This is a genomic window from Mesorhizobium sp. P160927 (assembly GCF_057766385.1).
The window spans coordinates 730926-750920 of record NZ_JBYMDW010000001.1 but is presented as its reverse complement, the minus strand read 5'-3'; the positions used below and the strand labels follow the sequence as shown (position 1 = coordinate 750920).

General features: G+C 64.8%; 19 protein-coding genes. 9 read left to right on the top strand and 10 right to left on the bottom strand.

Features of this window, described 5'->3' with window-relative positions:
- Nucleotides 1-46: 46 nt before the first annotated feature.
- Nucleotides 47-928 carry a ParB/RepB/Spo0J family partition protein gene (locus AC3CB8_RS03835; RefSeq protein WP_352563454.1) on the top strand — a complete coding sequence of 294 codons (882 nt, stop codon included), beginning with the start codon at nt 47-49 and terminating at the stop codon, nt 926-928.
- A gap of 407 nt (nt 929-1335) precedes the next feature.
- Here AC3CB8_RS03835 and holA read toward each other — a convergent pair whose 3' ends face one another.
- Complete coding sequence (gene holA / locus AC3CB8_RS03830) at nt 1336-2379, bottom strand: DNA polymerase III subunit delta (RefSeq protein WP_352563455.1); 1044 nt, start codon at nt 2377-2379, stop codon at nt 1336-1338.
- A 297-nt stretch (nt 2380-2676) separates the two neighbouring features.
- On the opposite strand from holA, the gene AC3CB8_RS03825 reads away from it, so the two are divergent.
- The 4 genes from AC3CB8_RS03825 to lpdA all read left to right on the top strand — a co-directional run bounded on the left by AC3CB8_RS03825 (nt 2677) and on the right by lpdA (nt 7939).
- On the top strand, nt 2677-3909 hold the full coding sequence (locus tag AC3CB8_RS03825; protein ID WP_023771933.1) for a 3-methyl-2-oxobutanoate dehydrogenase (2-methylpropanoyl-transferring) subunit alpha: 1233 nt from the start codon (nt 2677-2679) through the stop codon (nt 3907-3909).
- A 3-nt stretch (nt 3910-3912) separates the two neighbouring features.
- The gene (locus AC3CB8_RS03820; RefSeq protein ID WP_352563456.1) at nt 3913-4926 is read left to right on the top strand and encodes an alpha-ketoacid dehydrogenase subunit beta; all 1014 of its coding nucleotides are present in this window, start codon (nt 3913-3915) and stop codon (nt 4924-4926) included.
- Between the two features lies 1 nt (nt 4927).
- Nucleotides 4928-6253 (top strand): dihydrolipoamide acetyltransferase family protein, encoded by a 1326-nt coding sequence (locus AC3CB8_RS03815; RefSeq protein WP_352563457.1) that lies wholly within the window; start codon nt 4928-4930, stop codon nt 6251-6253.
- Between the two features lie 288 nt (nt 6254-6541).
- Complete coding sequence (gene lpdA, locus AC3CB8_RS03810) at nt 6542-7939, top strand: dihydrolipoyl dehydrogenase (protein ID WP_352563459.1); 1398 nt, start codon at nt 6542-6544, stop codon at nt 7937-7939.
- Nucleotides 7940-7991: 52 nt separating this feature from the next.
- Here the strand turns inward: lpdA and AC3CB8_RS03805 are convergent, their stop codons facing one another.
- The gene (locus AC3CB8_RS03805) at nt 7992-9095 is read right to left on the bottom strand and encodes a saccharopine dehydrogenase family protein (RefSeq protein ID WP_352563460.1); all 1104 of its coding nucleotides are present in this window, start codon (nt 9093-9095) and stop codon (nt 7992-7994) included.
- A gap of 121 nt (nt 9096-9216) precedes the next feature.
- Here AC3CB8_RS03805 and AC3CB8_RS03800 point away from each other — a divergent pair, with 121 nt between their 5' ends.
- The gene (locus AC3CB8_RS03800; RefSeq protein WP_023771928.1) at nt 9217-9645 is read left to right on the top strand and encodes an Lrp/AsnC family transcriptional regulator; all 429 of its coding nucleotides are present in this window, start codon (nt 9217-9219) and stop codon (nt 9643-9645) included.
- A 44-nt stretch (nt 9646-9689) separates the two neighbouring features.
- Here the strand turns inward: AC3CB8_RS03800 and AC3CB8_RS03795 are convergent, their stop codons facing one another.
- The 4 genes from AC3CB8_RS03795 to AC3CB8_RS03780 form a co-directional block, all read right to left on the bottom strand.
- Nucleotides 9690-11060, bottom strand: a complete 1371-nt coding sequence (locus tag AC3CB8_RS03795) for a sensor histidine kinase (RefSeq protein ID WP_023771927.1) — start codon at nt 11058-11060, stop codon at nt 9690-9692.
- Between the two features lie 10 nt (nt 11061-11070).
- On the bottom strand, nt 11071-11754 hold the full coding sequence (locus AC3CB8_RS03790) for a winged helix-turn-helix domain-containing protein (protein WP_352574912.1): 684 nt from the start codon (nt 11752-11754) through the stop codon (nt 11071-11073).
- A gap of 78 nt (nt 11755-11832) precedes the next feature.
- Nucleotides 11833-12618, bottom strand: coding sequence for a COG4705 family protein (locus AC3CB8_RS03785; protein WP_352563462.1), 786 nt, complete (start codon nt 12616-12618; stop codon nt 11833-11835).
- Between the two features lie 28 nt (nt 12619-12646).
- Complete coding sequence (locus AC3CB8_RS03780; RefSeq protein WP_352563463.1) at nt 12647-12808, bottom strand: hypothetical protein; 162 nt, start codon at nt 12806-12808, stop codon at nt 12647-12649.
- A gap of 342 nt (nt 12809-13150) precedes the next feature.
- On the opposite strand from AC3CB8_RS03780, the gene AC3CB8_RS03775 reads away from it, so the two are divergent.
- Nucleotides 13151-13786, top strand: a complete 636-nt coding sequence (locus tag AC3CB8_RS03775; protein ID WP_023782055.1) for a methyltransferase family protein — start codon at nt 13151-13153, stop codon at nt 13784-13786.
- Between the two features lie 72 nt (nt 13787-13858).
- Here AC3CB8_RS03775 and AC3CB8_RS03770 read toward each other — a convergent pair whose 3' ends face one another.
- On the bottom strand, nt 13859-14344 hold the full coding sequence (locus AC3CB8_RS03770; RefSeq protein WP_140788985.1) for a hypothetical protein: 486 nt from the start codon (nt 14342-14344) through the stop codon (nt 13859-13861).
- Between the two features lie 220 nt (nt 14345-14564).
- Between AC3CB8_RS03770 and AC3CB8_RS03765 the strand changes: the two genes are divergently transcribed.
- Together AC3CB8_RS03765 and AC3CB8_RS03760 are read left to right on the top strand one after the other, a co-directional pair.
- A complete protein-coding gene (locus AC3CB8_RS03765) occupies nt 14565-14930 on the top strand; it encodes a RidA family protein (RefSeq protein ID WP_023782057.1) in 366 nt (121 codons plus the stop codon).
- Between the two features lie 33 nt (nt 14931-14963).
- On the top strand, nt 14964-16199 hold the full coding sequence (locus tag AC3CB8_RS03760) for an amidohydrolase/deacetylase family metallohydrolase (RefSeq protein ID WP_352563464.1): 1236 nt from the start codon (nt 14964-14966) through the stop codon (nt 16197-16199).
- A gap of 14 nt (nt 16200-16213) precedes the next feature.
- On the opposite strand, the gene AC3CB8_RS03755 is transcribed toward AC3CB8_RS03760, so the two are convergent.
- The 3 genes from AC3CB8_RS03755 to AC3CB8_RS03745 all read right to left on the bottom strand — a co-directional run bounded on the left by AC3CB8_RS03755 (nt 16214) and on the right by AC3CB8_RS03745 (nt 19734).
- On the bottom strand, nt 16214-16774 hold the full coding sequence (locus AC3CB8_RS03755; RefSeq protein ID WP_352563465.1) for a CatB-related O-acetyltransferase: 561 nt from the start codon (nt 16772-16774) through the stop codon (nt 16214-16216).
- A 157-nt stretch (nt 16775-16931) separates the two neighbouring features.
- Complete coding sequence (locus AC3CB8_RS03750) at nt 16932-18716, bottom strand: NAD(P)/FAD-dependent oxidoreductase (RefSeq protein WP_023771919.1); 1785 nt, start codon at nt 18714-18716, stop codon at nt 16932-16934.
- Between the two features lie 79 nt (nt 18717-18795).
- On the bottom strand, nt 18796-19734 hold the full coding sequence (locus AC3CB8_RS03745) for a MurR/RpiR family transcriptional regulator (protein WP_352553656.1): 939 nt from the start codon (nt 19732-19734) through the stop codon (nt 18796-18798).
- Between the last annotated feature and the right edge of the window lie 261 nt (nt 19735-19995).

Genomic DNA, 19995 nt, shown 5'->3' with positions numbered 1-19995 from the left:
GAGCCGATTCGATACCGAAACGATCTGAAATAGACGTGGAATAAAGATGAGCGAAGATCTCTCGAGGAAAAGACTGGGTCGCGGACTGGCAGCACTGATCGGCGAGATCGATCGGCCGGCTGCCCCGGAAAAGCCCGGCATGAGCGCGGACGGCAAGGTGCCGATCGAGTTCATCAGCGCCAACCCGAAAAATCCGCGCCGGCATTTCGGCGATGCCGAACTGACCGATCTTGCCCAATCGATCCGCGAACATGGCGTGGTGCAGCCGGTCGTGGCACGGCCCTCGCCGACGCAGGCCGGCCACTACGAGATCATTGCCGGCGAGAGGCGCTGGCGGGCCGCGCAGCGCGCCGGGCTGACCGAGATTCCGGTCATCATCCGCGACGTCAACGACCGCACCGCGCTCGAGCTGGCGATCATCGAGAACGTCCAGCGCGCCGACCTCAACGCGGTCGAAGAAGCGCAGGGTTACCAGCAACTCATCGACGACCATGGCTACACCCAGGCCGATCTCGGCCAGGTCATCGGTAAGAGCCGCAGCCATGTCGCCAATACATTGAGACTGTTGAAGCTGCCCGACGTGATCCGCGACATGCTGGTCGACGGCGCGCTGTCGGCGGGCCACGCCCGCACGCTGGTGACGGCGGAGGATCCGGCCGGCCTCGCCAAGCGCATCGTCGAGGAGGGACTTTCGGTGCGCCAGGCCGAAGCGCTGGCGCAGATGCCGGCCGTCGCCAGTTCCAACGGCACCAAGCCAGCCGCGCCAGCCGAAAAGGACGCCGACACGCTGGCGCTGGAAAAGCTGCTCACCGACACGACCGGCATGATTGTGTCGATCGACCACAAGGGCAAGGGCGGGGTGCTGCGGGTCGCCTATCGGAGCCTGGAACAGCTGGACGAGCTGTGCAGGCGGCTGAAGCAGGATTAAAACGTTTAGCCGGCAAATTATGCGGCTTTATTCCCCGCGATCGGTGCAGCCCTCATCCCCCTGCTGGGACCTTCTCCGCGTATAGAGACGGGGAGAAGAGGCTGGCTGCGGCGCCGGCGCCTTCTGTGGCGCTGGCGATTTGGCGAAAGCAGCGAGAAGAGCATCCCTCGCCGTTTACGGGGAGAGGATGCCGGCAGGCAGGTGAGGTCAGCGCCGGCGGAAATCAGCTTGGCGCGGGGCGTGGGCCCAATTGAGATAGGCCGGCGGGACAGCGCCCCTCTGCCTTGCTGGACCCGGCCCTTCGCTGGTCGCTCCGGGCGTTCGTCGTTTCGGAAAGCCAAGCAATTGGCTTCCCGTCCGCGACGCGGATCACTCCGAACCCCCACAAGGGGGAGACTGGCCGCTTTCTACCGCTGTCCCAGCCTAGCGCTCTCCACCGCGATTCCCAGCAGCGCCTGCCTTGCCAGCGCGACGGACAGGTCCGGGCGTCGCCGCGTCTGCAGCACGGCCTGATGCAACCGGGCCAGCGCGCGGCCGAGCGCTTCGCTGTTCCAGCGCTCCAGGGTCTTCTCCACCAGCTTGCGCCTGGAGAAAAAGACCGGCGGGCGCGCGGCGGCAACGACGGAAGCGGCGTTGCGGCCGCCGGTCTCCATTTGGCCGCGCATGACCTGGATCTGCTGTAACTGCCGCATGGCCGAGGACAGCACCTGGAAGGGCTGCCCGCCGCCCTGGCAGTGGCGCGTGAAAGCGGTGTCGAAATCGCCGACCTTGCCTTCGAGCAGCGCGCAGACAGCGTCGTCGTAAGAGGCGCCGGACACGTCGCCGGACATGGCTCTCACCTCTTCCAGCCCGATCTCCTTCTGGCCGTGGGCGTAGAGGACGAGTTTTTCGATCTCGCCGCGCGAGGCCAGCCGGTCGCCACCGAGATTGCGGCGCAGCGCCTGCCGCGCCTCCAGCGTCATCGACATGCCGGCCTTGCGCAGTTCGTCGTCGATGACGGTGTCGATGTCCCTCGCCTCGTCGGCGTAGCAAGGCAGCGCCATGGCATTGTCGGCGCCCTCGACCACGGCGCGCAGCCCGACGCCTTTCTTCAAATCACCGGCTTCAATGAGAATGATGGCGTCCCGCACCGGCTCCGCCGTCAGCGCCTTGACGTCGTCGGCCAGTGCCTTCTGGCCGCTGGCATTGCGCACCCAGAGCAGCCGCCGGTCGGAAAACATTGGCACGGTGCGGGCCTCGTCGAGCAGGCGGCCCTCGTCGCGATCGACCTCGGAACCCTCGAGCCTGACCACCGAGAATGGGTCGTCGAGCGGAAGGCCGGTCTTTCCGGCAAAGGCCTTGGCCCGCTCGGAGACAAGGCCGCGATCCGGGCCATAAAGCAGGACGATCGAGATGCGCGGATCAGGCCGCGCCAGCCAACCGTCGACCTCATATGCCTTCTTCTGTGCCATGGAGGGTGGTTAGCATGATGCTGGGAGGGAGTGAACGTCTTCCTGCTCGGATCGCCAACGTCGGCGAACCGCAAAGTCCAGCACCAATCACCTTCTCTTGCGGCAACCAGCGCGGAACCATACGCCAAATTGCGCGCGGCCGCCCAACATCGACAAGAAATTTCGCGGACATATCTTCATCTTGAACGCGGGAAGCCGGATCGGCCGGCGCGGCTGGAACCGCCTCCCCGAGGCATTCGCACTGGCGGCGCGGATATGCAAATATCCCACCCAGGCAACATTGGAGGACTCGAGGTCATGGCCGATGCTGGGATGTTGCGGTTTCACGTTCCGGAGCCGGAAGTGCGACCGGGCGGGACGCCTGATTTCTCCAATGTGACCATCGCCGAGGCCGGCTCCGTGCCACGCCCCGACATCGATGTCGATCCGCGCATCATCCGCGACATGGCGTTTTCGATCATCCGGGTGCTGAACCGCAATGGCGAGGCCGTCGGGCCATGGGCCGGGCTGCTTTCCAGCGAGGAATTGCTGGAAGGCCTGCGCAACATGATGACGCTGCGGACGTTCGATGCGCGCATGCAGATGGCGCAGCGCCAGGGCAAGACCTCCTTCTACATGCAGCATCTGGGCGAGGAAGCGGTGAGCTGCGCCTTCCGCAAGGCGCTCAGCCCCGGCGACATGAATTTCCCGACCTATCGCCAGGCCGGCCTGCTCATCGCCGACGGCTATCCGATGGTCACGATGATGAACCAGATCTATTCCAACGAGGCCGATCCGCTGAAGGGCCGGCAGCTGCCGATCATGTATTCGTCGAAGGAGCACGGCTTCTTCTCGATCTCGGGCAATCTGGCGACGCAGTACATCCAGGCGGTCGGCTGGGCGATGGCGTCGGCGATCTCCAACGATTCCAGGATCGCCGCGGCCTGGATCGGCGACGGCTCGACGGCGGAATCCGATTTCCATTCGGCGCTGGTGTTCGCCTCCACCTACAAGGCGCCGGTGGTGCTCAACGTCGTCAACAACCAGTGGGCGATCTCGACTTTTCAAGGCATCGCGCGCGGCGGTTCCGGCACCTTCGCGGCCCGGGGGCTCGGCTTCGGCATCCCGTCTCTGCGCGTCGACGGCAATGACTATCTGGCGGTACACGCGGTGGCCAAATGGGCGGCGACAAGGGCGCGGGAGAATCTTGGGCCGACGTTGGTCGAATACGTCACCTACCGCGCCGGCGCGCATTCGAGCTCGGACGATCCCTCCGCCTACCGGCCGAAGACCGAGTCCGACGCTTGGCCGCTGGGTGACCCGGTCGTGCGGCTGAAGAACCATCTCATCAAGCTCGGTGTCTGGTCGAACGAACGGCATGCGCAGGCCGAGGCCGAAATCCTCGACACGGTGATCGCGGCGCAGAAGGAAGCGGAAAGCCACGGCACGCTGCATGCCGGCGGCAAGCCGTCGACACGCGAGATGTTCGAAGGTGTGTTTGCCGAGATGCCGCCGCATCTCAGGCGCCAGCGCCAGCAGGCGGGAGTCTGAGCCATGCCAAGACGGACCATGATCGAGGCCATTCGCGACGCCATGGACGTGTCGATGGAGCGCGACGACAAAGTCGTCGTGTTCGGCGAGGATGTCGGCTTCTTCGGCGGCGTTTTTCGCCTCACGCACGGGCTGCAGGCCAAATACGGCAAGAGCCGTTGCTTCGACGCGCCGATCAACGAATCCGGCATTGTCGGCTCGGCCATCGGCATGGCCGCCTACGGTTTGAAGCCCTGTGTGGAAATTCAGTTTGCCGACTACATGTATCCGGCCTACGACCAGCTGACGCAGGAAGCGGCGAGGCTGCGCTACCGCTCGAACGGCGATTTCACCTGCCCGATCGTGGTCCGCATGCCGACCGGCGGCGGCATTTTCGGGGGCCAGACGCACAGCCAGAGCCCGGAAGCCTTGTTCACCCATGTGTCGGGCCTGAAGACGGTGGTTCCGTCCAATCCGCATGACGCCAAGGGGCTGCTGATCGCGGCGATCGAGGATCCCGACCCGGTGATTTTCCTGGAGCCGAAGCGGCTCTACAACGGCCCGTTCGACGGCCATCATGACCGGCCGGTGACGCCGTGGTCGAAGCATGAGCTCGGCGAAGTCGCCGACGGCCATTACACCGTGCCGCTCGGCAAGGCCGCCATCCGCAGGGCGGGCGGGGCAGTCACGGTGCTCGCCTACGGCACCATGGTTTATGTCGCCCAGGCGGCGGCCGAGGAGACCGGCATCGACGCCGAAATCATCGATCTCAGGACGCTGCTGCCGCTCGATCTCGACACGATCGTGGCTTCGGTCAAGAAGACCGGCCGCTGCGTCGTCGTGCACGAGGCGACGCTGACCTCGGGTTTCGGCGCCGAGCTTTCGGCGCTGGTGCAGGAAAACTGCTTTTACCACCTGGAGGCGCCTGTGGCCCGCGTCGCCGGCTGGGACACGCCTTATCCGCATGCGCAGGAGTGGGAGTATTTTCCCGGTCCCGCGCGTGTCGGCCGCGCCTTGCTTGAAACCATGGAGGCCTGACATGGGCGAGCACATCATCAAGCTGCCCGATGTCGGCGAGGGTGTCGCCGAGGCCGAGCTCGTCGAATGGCATGTGAAGATCGGCGACATCGTGCGCGAGGACACGGTGCTCGCCGCCGTGATGACCGACAAGGCGACGGTCGAAATCCCGTCGCCCGTCGATGGCGAGATCCTGTGGCTGGGCGCCGAGATCGGCGACACGGTGGCGATCGGTTCGCCCATCGTGCGGCTGAAAGTAGCGGGCGAGGGCAATATGAAAGCCGGCAAAGTGGCTGAACCGGCGACCGGGGTGGAGCCGCCCGCCAGGCTGCCGAGCCCGAAGCCCGAAGCCGCCTCGCCACCCAAGCCGGCAAAGCCCGCCGAGACACCGGCGAAATCGGCATCGTCGTCGTCGGCGCCGAAAACCGTGACACGCTCCTCGGCTTCGGGCGCGCCGCGTCCGGAAGGCGAAAAGCCGCTGGCCTCGCCCGCCGTTCGCCTGCGGGCGAAAGAGACGGGCATCGACCTCAGGCAAGTTTCAGGCAGCGGCCCGGCCGGTCGCATCGGCCATGAAGACATCGAGGCCTTCCTGGCGCGCGGCCCGCAAGCGGCCAGGGCACCCGGCCCCGCCCGCAACGATGCGGTCGAGGACATCAAGCTGGTCGGCTTGCGGCGCAAGATCGCCGAGAAGATGACGCTGTCGAAGTCGCGTATCCCGCACATCACCTATGTCGAGGAGATCGACGTCACGGCGCTCGAGGAACTGCGCGCCGCGCTCAACAATGAAAAGCGTGCCAAGGGAGGCGCGGAGAGGCCGAAGCTGACCTTGCTGCCATTCCTGATGCGGGCCATGGTCAAGGCGATCGCGGACCAGCCCCAGCTCAATTCCCTGTTCGACGACGAGGCCGGCATCATCCACCAGCATGGCGGCATCCATATCGGCATTGCCGCGCAGACTCCGTCGGGACTGGTGGTGCCTGTCGTCAAGCATGCCGAGGCGCGCGACGTCTGGGACTGTGCCGCCGAGGTCGCCAGGCTGGCCGAGGCTGCGAAGTCGGGAACGGCGACACGTGACGAGCTGTCCGGCTCGACCATCACCATCACCTCGCTCGGCGCCATGGGGGGTATGGCGACGACGCCCGTGATCAACCACCCCGAAGTGGCGATCGTCGGCGTCAACAAGATGATGGTGCGGCCGGTTTGGGACGGCACGGGGTTCATTCCGCGCAAGATGATGAACCTGTCGTCGAGCTTCGACCACCGCGTCATCGACGGCTGGGACGCGGCGGTGTTCATCCAGCGGATCAAGGCGCTGCTGGAGACGCCGGCGCTGATATTCGTGGATTGAGGATTATTTAATGCGTTCTCAGCGTGTTTCCCAGTCGCTTTACATTGAGCGCCGCGCTGCCCCTCATTGCCCTGCCGGGCATTTCTGCCCGTATAGTGACGGGGAGAAAGACGTTGTCATCGAGGGTTTCGCCAATCACCAGCGTTGCAAAGAGAAGGCCGGCGTTGCGGCCAGCTCGCTTCTCCCCGTCACTATACGGGGAGAAGGTGCCGGTAGGCGGAAGAGGGGCAGCGCTAGGCCGGATGGGAGGGCGTCACCGGCAGTTTTCACCAGAAGGACGCTGCCAACATGAAGGAAATCTCCTGCAAGCTGCTCGTCATCGGCGCCGGTCCGGGCGGCTATGTCTGCGCCATTCGTGCGGGACAGCTCGGCGTCGATACGGTCATCGTCGAGGCTGCGAAGCCCGGCGGCACCTGCCTCAATGTCGGCTGCATCCCGTCCAAGGCGCTGATCCACGCGGCGGAGGAATTCGAGAAGGTGTCGCACATGGCCGGCGGCAACAGCCCGCTCGGTATTTCGGTCACCGCACCGGTGCTCGATCTGGCCAGGACCATCGCCTGGAAGGACGGCATCGTCAGCCGGCTCAACAGCGGTGTCGCCGGCCTGCTGAAGAAGGCCGGGGTGAAGACCGTGCATGGCTGGGCGAGGTTTCGCGACGGCAAGACCGTCGAGGTCGAGACCGAGACCGGAAGCCAGGTGATCCGGGCCGAGACGATCGTGATCGCCACCGGCTCGGCGCCGGTCGAATTGTCTTTTCTTCCCTTTGGCGGGCCTGTGATCTCGTCCACGGAGGCGCTGGCCCTGAGTGAGGTTCCCAAGAAACTCGCTGTCGTCGGTGGCGGCTATATCGGGCTCGAACTCGGCATGGCCTTCGCCAAGATGGGCTCCAGGGTCACCGTGGTTGAAGCCTTGCCGCGCGTGCTGGCGCAATATGATGCGGAGCTGACCCGGCCTGTCGTCAAGCGGCTTGCCGCGCTCGGCGTCGAGGTGATGCTGGGCGCCAAGGCCAAAGGGCTATCGACAGACGGCGATGCCCTGCTGGTCGAGACATCGGACGGCAAGAGCACCAAGGTCGCCGCGGACAAGGTGCTGGTGACGGTCGGCCGCAAGCCGGTGACGGAAGGCTGGGGGCTCGACCAGATCGATCTCGACAGGGCCGGAAAGTTCATCCGTATCGACGACCAGTGCCGGACCTCGATGCGCGGCGTCTTCGCCATCGGCGACGTCACCGGCGAGCCGATGCTGGCGCACCGGGCGATGGCGCAAGGCGAAATGGTCGCGGAGATCGTCGCCGGCCACAAGCGCAGCTGGGACAAGCGCTCGATCCCGGCCGTCTGCTTTACCGATCCCGAGCTGGTGACGGCGGGTCTGTCGCCCGAAGAGGCCAAGGCGCAGGGCGGCGAGATCAAGATCGGCCTGTTTCCCTTCGCCGCCAATGGCCGCGCCATGACGAAGCTCGGCGAAGACGGCTTCGTCCGCGTCGTGGCGCGCGCCGACAATCACCTGGTGCTCGGCATCCAGGCGGTCGGGCAGGGCGTGTCGGAACTGTCGGCGGCTTTCGGCCTAGCACTGGAGATGGGGGCACGACTGGAAGATGTCGCTGGCACCATCCATGCCCATCCTACGCAAGGCGAAGGATTCCAGGAAGCTGCGCTCAAGGCGCTCGGGCACGCCCTGCATATTTGAGCGGGCGGTGGGGCCTACCCCTTGGAAGGATACGGCGGCGCCCCTACGCCGCTCACCCCGCAAGCCGGCTCACCATGTCATGCTGCGCGTAGGCGCGGCCGAAACGGTTGGCCAGAAATGCATCGAGTGCGATGTCCTCCTGCTTGACGAAGCCGGTCGCCGGCAGCGATCCGTCCGCCAGCATGTCGAGCACGGCGCAGATGCCGGACGCGGTGGTGATCTGGATGGCGCTGCGCACCTCTTGACCGATGCGCCGGGAATAGATCTTGTTGGCGTAGGTCTCCTGCAGCAGACGGCCGTTCCTGCGGCCGGAGACGGTGACGAAGACGATGACCACGTCCTGCAGCGTCGCCGGCAGGGCGCTTTCGAAAATATCCTTCAGCACGTCGCGGCGATGACGCAGGCCAAGGTCGTTGAGCAGCGCCTTCATGATCGCTGCGTGGCCGGGATAGCGGATGGTGCGGTAGTTCAGCGTGCGTACCTTGCCCTTCAGCGTCTCGGCCAGCGTGCCGAGGCCGCCGGAGGTGTTGAACGCCTCATAGGTGACACCGTCGAGCGAAAACTCCTCGCGCTCCTCCAGCGGCGGCACTTCGACCAGCTCACCCTCGACGATCGCCTCGCAAGGCTCGCAATATTCGTTGATGACGCCGTCGGTGCTCCAGGTCAGATTGTAGTTCAGCGCGTTGGACGGGTATTGCGGCAGCGCGCCGACGCGCATGCGCACGCTTTCCAGCGTGTCGAAGCGGCTGGCGAGATCATTGGCGACGATCGAGATGAAGCCAGGCGCCAACCCGCATTGCGGGATGAAGGCGCTCTTGGCGGTACGGGCCAGCTCCTTGACCCGCCTGGTCGAGACGACGTCCTCGGTGAGATCAAGATAATGCACGCCGGCGCTGGCCGCCGCCTCGGCGATGCGCGTGGTGAGATGGAAGGGGGCGGCGCTCAGCACCGCGAACTTGCCGTTGAGCGCTGCTTCAAGCGCACCGGGCGCCGCGATTTCGAGTTCCAGCGTCTCCACGCCGGCTGGGACTTCCGCCGCGGCGAGCTGCGCCGCCGAGCGGTCGAGGAGGGTGACCTGATAGTCTCCCGTCGCGGCAAGCATTTCGGCGATGGTCGAGCCGATCTTGCCGGCCCCGACGATAACGATCTTGTTCATGATCAAATTCCCCTGCGATCCGTGTTCGCGGAAATCATCGCAACTTGCCTGTCGAAAGGAAGCATGGAATTCTGCAAACTGAACCCAATCCTTTGCCGATCCGCCGAGGGATTTCGTCGAAATGCTCAGTGATGCCGAACAGGCCCTGCTCTCGCTGCTGCGCGCCAACGCGCGCGCCTCGACGGCCGAACTGGCGCGGCGGCTCGGCGTGTCGCGCACGACGGTGCAAAGCCGAATCGAGCGGCTGGAGCAGCGCGGCATCATCACCGGCTATGGCGCACGGCTGGCGCCGGACTATGAGCAGGGGCTGGTCAGGGCGCATGTGCTGCTCACCGTAACGCCCAAGCTGGCTGACAAGGTGGTGCGCAGCCTGCAGGCGCTGCCGCCGGTCAGAACGCTGCACTCCGTCAGCGGCAATTTCGACATGATCGTCATCGTCGACGCGCCGTCGATCCGCGACCTCGACACGCTGCTCGACCAGATCGGCGCCATGGAGGGCGTGGAGCGGACATCGTCGTCGATCATCCTGTCGACGCGCATCGACCGCTGAATGGACTTTCAAGCTGGTTTGGCCAGCACCGGTAATTTTGTCGGCTAATCCATCACCAAGGGAAAACTCACCGCCACGCCCAGCCCGGGCCGGCAGTCCTCCAGCGCGATGGTCGCGCCGTGCAGGTCGGCAATGGCCCTGACTAGGCTGAGGCCGAGGCCGCTGCCTGGCGTCGATCGGCTGTGGTCCAGCCGGTAGAGACGCTGAAACACTTTTTCGCGCTCGTCGGCGGGAATGCCGGGGCCATTGTCGGCGACGCCAGCAAGCACGCGGTCGTCCCGGCGCGTCACCGAGAGTTGGATGGATGTGCCGGGCGGGCAATGGCGCAGCGCATTCTCGACCAGGTTGGCGAACATCTGCGTCAGCAGTTCCGGATCGCCATGGATGCGGTCGGCGGTCTGACGCAGCTCGACCGATGACAGCACCTTGCCGTCATCCTCGGCCACACCGGCGTAGATTTCGGCGATGGTCTCGAGGATCTCGCCGAGAGCGACATCGGTGAAGCGCGCCTTGCGCGCGCCGGCCTCGATCTGCGCGATGCGCAGCAGCGCGTCGAAGGTCTCATTGATCTGATGGCCCTCGCCGCGCGCGTCAGCCAGATCGTTGGAGACGTCCTGGCGCCGCGCGGCCTTGTCGGCGGCGCTCTCCAGGATCATCTGCAGGCGGTTCAGCGGCGTCTTCAAATCATGCGCGATGTCGGCGCTGACCTGCTTCATGCCCTCGACCAGCGCCGACAGGCGGTCGAGCGCCGCGTTGATCTGGCCGGAGACGATGTCGATGTCGTCGTCCTTGCCGGTCAGTGGGATGCGGGTGTCGAGGCGGCCATGCGAAACGTCGACCATCGTGGCGGCAATGCCGTCGAGACGGCGCTGGACGCGCGAGGCGAGCAGGGCGCCGCCGGCGACAGCCAGGCCGGTGATGATCAGCGTCGCCCAACCGAAGCTCATCAGCATGATCGTTTCCAGTTCCTCGGTCTCGGAGAGGCTGAAGGCGATGGTCAGCGTGTTGGCGCCGACCGAGCCGGAATAGGCGCGATACTCGGTGTCCGGCGGCAGGCCCGGCATTTCGGCGCCGAACATCGAGAAACCATCGGGAAGCCCGGCCGCGGTGAAGTTCCCGGCAATACGGCTGCCGGCCGCGTCGGTCAGCGAAAAGAGCTGCTCCTTCCTGGGGCTGCGCGCGGAGTGGTTTTCGACCGTCTCCACCAACTCCCTGAGATCCTTGTCGGCATAGGTCGCGGCGATGACGGCAAAGGTCTCGCTGATGGTGTCGTCGAGCTGCTCGGCAAGGTCGGCGCTCATCATCTGGTAGACGATGGCGCCGGACAGCACGAAGGCCAGCATGAACAGGAAGGCGAACGTCAGGGCAAGCCGGAATGGCGTGCTGCGCAGGAGGCGGGTCCGGGTCGCGGTCATCGGGTCGCGATCACTGGGAGAGCGGCGCGTGCAGGCTGTAGCCGGTGTTGCGGATGGTGTGGATGAGCTGGGTGCCGAACGGCTTGTCGACCTTGGTCCGCAATCGGCTGATATGGGTTTCGACGACACTGGTCTTGGGATCGAAATGGAAATCCCAGACGCGTTCCAGCAGCATGGTGCGGGTGATGACGCGGCCCTCGCCGCGCATCAGCACCTCGAGCAGGCTGAACTCCCTCGGCTGCAGGTCAATTGGGTGGCCCTGCCTGACGACGCGCCGCATGATGAGGTCCATTTCGAGGTCGGCGACCCGCAGAACGGTCTTCTGTTCCTGCGCGGCCGGCCGTCGGCCGAGCGCGTTGATGCGGGCAAGCAGCTCGGAAAAGGCGAAGGGCTTGACCAGATAGTCGTCGCCGCCGGCCTCGAGCCCCTCGACGCGGTCGTCTATGCCGCCGACCGAAGTGAGGAAGATCGCCGGCGTGCGCACGCCGGCGGCGCGGACAGCCTTGACCATCGAAAGACCGTCGAGGCCCGGGATCATCCGGTCGGCGACGATCACGTCGTAGCCGCCGCTGGTCGCGGCGAAAAGCCCGTCATGGCCATTGCGCAGGAGGTCGCAGACATGGCCGGCCTCGGTCAGGCCGCGCACGATATAGTCCGCCGTCCTGTGGTCGTCCTCGACGAGAAGTAGCCGCATCGCTGTTCCCTGGCTGCCGGTATCGGCGACAGGCTATCACCGGCTCGGGTTCGTTCCTAGGATGGTCGCGCCGGCGGCTCAGTCCGATTCCAGCAGAATCTCGTCGGCATCGTCGGGGGTGGTCTTCAGCGTCATGTAGAGAACGAGCGCGATGATGCAGCCGAGGAAGATCAGGCTGGTGAAAATGGTGCCGAAACCGAGGCCACCATATTCGGCCGGCTGTGACAGCCAATCGCCGAAAGAGGCGCCAAGCGGACGCGTCAGTATATAGGCGAGCCAGAACGCCAGGACGGCGTCCAGATGGAAGAGATACCAGGCGAGCGCGATGAGCGCGATGACGCCGCCGAACAGCAGCCCCGTGGTCAGATAGCCCAGGTTGAAGGTCTCGGCGACGAGGTCGCCGGCGGCGGTGCCGAGCGAGAAGGTGAACAGGATCGCCAGCCAGTAGAAGATTTCGCGCCTGGTGGTGAAGATGGTGTGGATCGAGAGCGTCCGTTCGCTCGCGTACCAGACCGCGAATGTCGCCGCCAGCATCACCGAGAAGGCAATCGTGGTGGTCTGCAGGCGCACGCCGAAATTGTCGACGAGATTATCGGTGACCAGCGTGCCGACGACGCTGATCAGCACCACCGCCAGCCAGTAGGCCCAGGGCACGTAACGTTTTTGCGCGAATTGCAGGGCGAGGGCGACGATCAGCACGCCGGTCATGATCAGCGAGGTGACGGTCAGGCCGAGGCCGAGGTTGACGACGAGATAGTCGGCCGCCGTCTCGCCCATGGTCACCGCCATCAGCTTGACCAGCCAGAAGTCGAGGGTGACGTCCGGCACCCTGTTTCGGCTCGGGTGTGTGTGGGGTGCGAGCATGGCTGATGTCCTCGATGGCCGCGTCAGGTTACTTGCCCATGACCTTCATGGCCTGGGCGAAGAAGTCGTCGGCGCGCTTGTCGTCGTCGGCATTGCAGCGCTCGATGCCCTTGGTCTCCAGTTCCGAAACTTTGGCCTTGTCGCCGGCGCTCAGCTTGGCTGGCGCCTCGGCGGCGCGAAGGGTCTTCAACGTCTCCTCGCAAGGCGCGGTGGCCGCGAAAACGGAGGAAATCGACGCCGAGACGGCGAGGTCCCCACTGCGACGGCAAGTGCAAATTTTCTCATGAAAGCATCCTTTCCCTGACCTGGTCGAAGCCGGCCGCCGAGGTGGCGGGCCGGTATTCCAACCATAGGGAAGTGACTTCTCACCAGCCTGTCCGGCGCCATACAAATTCGTAAGGATGCGGTGGCCGACGCAAAAGGCCTTTACGAATGCCTCGCGATGCGCTGATAGAGGATAAGCGCCTTGTATCCGCCATCAATGGCGTGCCCCAATGGCCGGGCCTGCACCAGTGCCCAGGAAAACACGAAAATGACCTACGCTTCCCTCAAGCCGGTTTCACAGGCTTTCGATCAGCGCAAGCGGCTGATATTCATCCGGGTCGCGGCGGCGCTGGCGGTGCTGCTGCTGTTCCTGACCAAACCGGCGCTCAGCGAAGGCTCCAACGGCCACGAAACGCTCGAATTCTTCGGCTTCTGCCTAGTGCTCGCCTGCGTCGCCGGCCGGCTGTGGAGCATCCTGTATGTCGGCGGTAAGAAAAATGAAGAGCTGGTCTCGACGGGACCATTCTCGATGAGCCAGAACCCGCTCTACTTCTTCTCGACGGTCGGCGCGGTCGGCATCGGCCTGCTCTACGGCTCGCTGGTGGCCGCCGCCGCGCTCGGCGCCGCCAGCTTCCTGATCTTCCGTGTCACGGCGCGCAAGGAGGCGGAATATCTCCTGGGCAAGTTCGGCCCGGTCTATGGCGCTTACATCAAGGCGACGCCCCGGTTCTGGCCAAACCCGCTACTCTACCACGACAATGACGAGCTGCAGTTCTCGACCCGGGCACTGAGGCGCACCTTTTTCGACGGGCTCTATTTCCTCGCCATCTTCCCGGCCATCGAGCTGATCGAGTATTTCAGGGAGACAGGCGTGCTGTTCCCGGCCTTCATCACGCTGTACTGAGCAGTTCGCCACGGGAATTTGCGCGGCTGATCGGCCATCACGAATGTCGATCGTCGTTCATGGGAATCGAAACTAGCTTCCCAGCGGATAAGGCATGTAGCCGACGAAGCCGGCTATCTTCCAGCTCGCGCCAACCTTTCGGCAGAAGTACAATGTCTGCCACTTCAGCCGATCGACGCTGCCATCCGCCTTGGCGACGCTGCCGTCGAACTTCTTGTGCAGCACGGCGCGGTCGCCGTCGACATCGATGTCGCGCAGATTGGTGACGCGAAACAGCGCCTCGCGCAGCGGCTCGGCGAATTTGGTCGCCGCCGTTTCCTTTGCCTGGCGCAGCCACTCGTCGCGGTAAATCTCCAGCCGCGGGAATTGCAGCCGCCAGGCATCGGCATTGGCCAGGAAATGCGCATGCATGCCGAAGAAGCTTTCGGCGATGAAATCGTTTTCGACCATGGCCCAGTCCTGGCCGATGAAGGCATCGATGTCGCGCCGCACCAGCATCTCCCACAGCGCGTGACGGTCGGCGTCGCCGGAAGGGAACGGGTTCTTGTCGAAGGTCATTGTCGAGGGTCTCCGGTTTCGCAAGGGCGTCTATCCGTCGTGGCGTCGAGCCCGTCCGGCAAACGCGCACGATGCAAGCGCTTCTGTAATAAAGCAACACGGATTTCGAACAATGTTGCTTTCCAACAAGGGCCTCTATCGGGAACGCCGCGATCGCGGTAAATCTCGTCCCAAAGCCGCCACCTCGGTGTCCGGCCATGTCATCGGAGGAGGCCGTCCCTTGCCCAAGCAGACTTTCGGAACGTCCCATGTGCCGCTGTCGCCCGCCGTGCGGGCCGGCGATTTTGTCTTTGTCTCGGGCCAGGTTCCGGTTGGCGGCGACGGCATCGTGGTCAAGGGCGGCATCACGGAGCAGACCGAGCAGGTGCTCGCCAATGTGAAGGCCGCATTGGCGCTCGCCGGCTGCACCCTGGACGACGTGGTCAAGACCACCGTCTGGCTCGAGGACGCGCGCGACTTCGGCGCTTTCAACGCGGTCTATGCCAGGCATTTCCCGAAAAATCCGCCGGCACGCACCACGGTCGAATCGCGGCTGATGATCGACATCAAGATCGAAGTCGAGGCCGTCGCCTACAGACCGGCTTGAAACGATAATTGGGCCAATCGGAGGTTCCAACAAATGCAATTCGACCTCCTGGTGAAGGGCGGACGGCTGATCGACCCGGCGGCCGGCGTCGATGTGCCGCGCGATGTCGCCATCGCCAATGGCCGGGTCGCCGCGATCGACGCCGACATTCCAGCGACCAGCGCCGCCCAGGTGATCGACGCCACGGGTTGCATCGTGGCGCCCGGTCTGGTCGACCTGCACAGCCACGTCTACTGGGGCGGCACTTCGCTCGGTGTCGACGCCGACAGGCTCGCCGCCAAGAGCGGCACCACCACTTTCATCGACGCCGGCAGCGCGGGCGCGGGCAATTTCCTCGGCTTCCGCCGCCATGTCATGGAGCGTTCGAAGGTGCGCATCCTGGCCTATGTCAACATTTCCTTTGCCGGCATCTTCGGCTTCTCGCAGACGGTGTCGGTCGGCGAATGCAGCGATCTCCGTCTCTGCGAGCCGCGCGAGGTGGTGGCGGCGGTGCGCGAGCACGCCGACGTCGTCGTCGGCGTCAAGGTGCGGTCCGGCAAGCATGCCGGCGGCACAAGCGGCATCGCGCCGGTCGATCTGGCGCTGGAGGCCGCCGACAAGGCCGGCCTGCCGCTGATGGCGCATATAGACGAGCCGCCGCCCGGCCGCTCCGAAGTGCTGCCGCGCCTGCGCCGGGGCGACATCCTCACACATTGTTTTCGGCCCTTCCCCAATGCGCCGGTGTTCGCCTCCGGCATGGTGCGGCCCGACATGCGGCTGGCGCGCGAGCGCGGCGTTATCTTCGATCTCGGCCATGGCATGGGTTCGTTCGACTTCGAGGTCGCCCGCGCCATGCTGGCCGAAGGGTTGGCGCCCGACGTCATCTCGAGCGACGTGCATCTCTACTGCGTCGACGGGCCGGCCTTCGACATACTGGTCTGCATGTCGAAGCTGATGGCCCTCGGCATGCCGCTGGTCGATGTTCTGCGGGCGGCGACGCAAGGGCCGGCGCGGGCGATCGCAAGGCCTGATCTCGGCACGCTGGCGGTCGGCACCGTCGGCGATGTCGCCGTGCTTCGCCAGCGGTCGGGCCGCTTCACCTTCGTCGATGCGATCGGCGCATTGCTGGTCACGGACCAGCGGCTGGTGTCGGAAGGCATCGTCATCGGCGGCACATGGTGGCCGAACGAGGCGGCAAACGATGTCGGCGAGACCGAAGGTTTCGAGGCGCATGCCCGGCACACCCATGTCGATATCGCAGCCCGGCACTTTGGCCACAGCCACGATTGAGCCAGGCCGGTTAGTCAGTGAGCGGTCGAAGGACTATCGGACGGGTACGCCGCATCCACTGCGTTGACGAAAATCTCGGCGCCTACTGTCGTCAAAAGCTCGACGCGCTCGCGGATAAGATCGTCACTCCAGTTCCACCATTGCGACGACTGCAAACGCTCAATAATTTCAGGCGCGAATCTGTACCGGATGATACGAGCGGGATTGCCGACCGCGATGGCATAGGGCGGGACGTCCCTGGTGACGATGCTGCCGGCGCCCAGCACAGCGCCATTGCCGACCGTGACACCCCCAAGGATGATGCTGCGAGCGCCAATCCAGACATCGTGGCCGACCGTGATGGGTCCGTTGCCCTCGTCGCCGGGCGCATTCCGGATTTTTCCGTTCGCAAACTGGATCGGATAGGTGGTCACGGCGTCGAGGCGATGCTTCGCCGCGCAGATGAACAGAACACCCGGGCCAACCGAGCAGAACGAACCTATGCGAACCGGCACGTTCTTGTGCGGACTGAAGAACGATTCCTTGTTGAGGCCGTAAGTATGACGACCGATCTCGACGCCTGGCAGTGGCGGCAACGGGTCCTTCTTCAGTCCCAGCTTTATGCGAAGCCCTCTCAACAGTCCCACCGGCTTCCCCCCAGAATTGCCAGGCATACAGGGGCGACTACTCACCCTATCTGAAAAGTTCGCAAGCAATTTCGAGTGCGTGCCCACCGCTACTTGCGTTACCCGGTCAGGAATTGCTCGGCTTCCCGTAGACTGGCGTCCCGACACCCTCCATCCGCGCCTTGATCTGCAGCGCCACGTATTTCGAGTAAAAACGCGACAGCGCCAGGTTGCCGCCGTGGAACCACAGTGCTTCCTGCGCCGTCGGCTTCCACATGTTGCGCAATTCGCCTTGCCAGGGGCCGGGGTCGCCCTTGACACCGGAGCCGAGGCCCCAGCAGGGTCCGACCTTGTCGGCGACCTCGCGCGAGACGAGCGCCGCCACATTTTCGTTCATCGACTGGTAGCCGGTGCAGGCGATGATGGCGTCGGCCTCGAGCTCGCTGCCGTCCTCGAACAGGATGCCTTTCGCCGTCAGCGATTTTATCGCGACGCCGCCGCGGATACCGACCTTGCCGTCGATGATCAGGTCCGAGGCGCCGACGTCGATGTAGTAGCCGGAGCCGGTGCGGTAGGCCTTCATCAGCAGGCCGGTTTCGTCGTCGCCGAAATCGAGCGCGAAGCCGGAGGCGGCGAGACGCTCGTAGAATTCGGCGTCGCGCGCGCGGATGACGTCGTAGAGCGCGCGCTGGCCCTTGGGCACCAGCGCGAAGGGCGTCGAGGCAACGATCATGTCGGCCTTCTCGGTGGTGATGCCGCGCGTCAGCGCGTCTTCGGAGAATATCTCGAAACCGACCTGCATCAGCGTGTCCGACTTGACCACGGTGGTCGGCGAACGCTGGATCATCGTGACGTCGGCGCCGCTCTCCCAGAGGTCGACGCAGACGTCGTGGCCGGAACTGGCCGCGCCGATGACGGCGACTTTCTTGCCGCGGAATTTCTCGCCGCTGGCATACTGGCTGGAGTGCAGCAGCTCGCCTTTGAACTGGTCGATACCCGGCAGGTCGATCTTGCGCGGCGGACCGTAGGCGCCGGTGGCGAAGACGATGTGCTTCGGCTTCAGCGTGATGCGCTGCCCGACGCGGTCGACCACAACGGTCCATTCCTTCTCCGCCTCGTCGAAGCTGGCGCTAAGGCATCTGGTGGCGACCCAGTAATTCAGCTCCATGACGCGCGTGTACATTTCCAGCCAGTCGCCCATCTTGTCCTTGGGCGTAAAGACGGGCCAATTGTCGGGGAATGGAATGTAGGGCAGATGGTCGTACCAGACCGGATCGTGCAGCACGAGCGTGCGGTAGCGGTTGCGCCAAGAATCGCCCGGCCGTGCGTTCTTCTCGATGACGATGGTGGGCACGCCGAGCTGCCGCAGCCGTGCTCCGAGCATGATGCCGCCCTGGCCGCCGCCGATGACCAGGCAATAGGGCTGCGCCGTTACGCCGAGTTCGCGCGCCTCGCGCGCCCGCGCTTCCGACCAGGTCTCGCGTTCCGGGTCCGCCTTGTGGCGCACGCCCAGCGGCCGCGCCGCGCCCTTGCGCTCCTCGAACCCTTTCAAGTCGGTCATCGCCGTGAACAGGGTACGGCAGCGGCCGTCGCGCAGCCGCATGATGCCTTCGCCCGTGGCCGCCGTCGTTTCGAATGTGAACCAGGCCTCGATGGTGCCTTCATCCGAGGTCGCCTCGCCGGTGAGCCGCCACGCGGCAGGCTTGGTCGTCGCCAGCGTCGCTTTCAGCATGTCGGCGATGGCCTCGCGGCCTTCCATCGTCGTGACGTTCCAGGTGAAGGTCAGCAGGTCGCGCCAATAGCAATCGTCGACGAACAGGTTGCTTGCGGCGGGAACATCGCCGGCTTCGAGCGCTTGCGCCAGGGATGCGAGCCATGCGGCTGCCTGTTTCGTCGGTGCCATTTCGAGCATTTCTTCCCTCTTGCTGCATCCGCCCAACCTGAGTTGGGACGGTAATTGTTGAACCCGGCGCTGCCCCTCATCCGCCTGCCTAATCCCCGAGCGGCTCCATTTCCTTGCCCGTGCGGTGGATCTGGGCGTTGTATTTGATGCGGCGCACGGTCTCGCGGGCCGGGCCGTCGAGCTTGTAGGCCGAGGCCACCGCCAGGAGGTCGATCATCGCCAGGAAGGCGAAGCGCGAGGCCGTCGGCTTCAGCGTGTCGGGATATTCGGGCACGGCAACCGTCAGCTTGACGTCGCAGGCGCGGGCGAGCTCGGTATCGGGTGCCGTCACGGCGATCGCGTTGGCGCGATAGTGCTTGGCGAGTTCGACCGCCTCGATCACCTCGCGCGTGCGCCCGGTCGCCGAGATGGCGACCACCAGGTCGCCGGGCTTCAGCGTCGAGGCGGTCATGCGCATCAAATAGGGGTCGCACTGGGCGCTGATCGAGATGCCATAGCGAAACAGCCGGTACTGAGTTTCCTGCGCCAGCGCCGAAGAGCTGCCGCCGAGCCCGAATACGGTGACCTGGCGGGCCCGGGCGATCAGCTCGGCGGCTTTTTCCAGCTCACCCGGATCGAGCTGCCGCTCGGCTTCCTGCAGCGCCCGGCGCGCTTCGCCGAACACCGCGTTCCAGAACGGCATGGCGGCGTCTCCCTCCCTGGCCGGCGACGTGTCCAGGTAGAGTGCGCCGACGACGAGGCTCTGCGCCAGCTTCAGCTTGAAATCGCGCACGCCCTCGCAGCCTATGGCCCGGCAGAACCGGGTCACCGTCGGTTCGCTGACCCCGGCTCGCTGGGCCAGCGCCGCGTTGGAAGCGTCGACGGCATATTTGACATTTTCGAGCACGACATCGGCGACGCGGCGTTCGGCCGGGCGCAATTCGCCGTAGGAATCCTTGACCAGTGAGATGATGTCGGGAATGCGCCGGACGGGTTCGCCCCCGGCTCCCTCTTCGTCCGCGATCGTATGGCTGGCAGCTTCGGTCATGAAGGCGGTGTTCCCTACCCCGTTTTCGACCTGACCTCTTATCATGTTCGCACGCTGTCGTTCCATGCGCACGGCACCGCTGCAACCGATGCGTGCCGCCAGGGCAGCTGCGTGTGCGTCTGACAAATCATGTAGGAAAGCAACACGGATTTCAAGGCAAAGAATACCACATCAAAACAGATAGTTATACCAGGCCAGCGATTCTCGTACCACGCTTGCCATCGTCGACGCTTGACAGCAAAGTAGGATAGTTACACACTG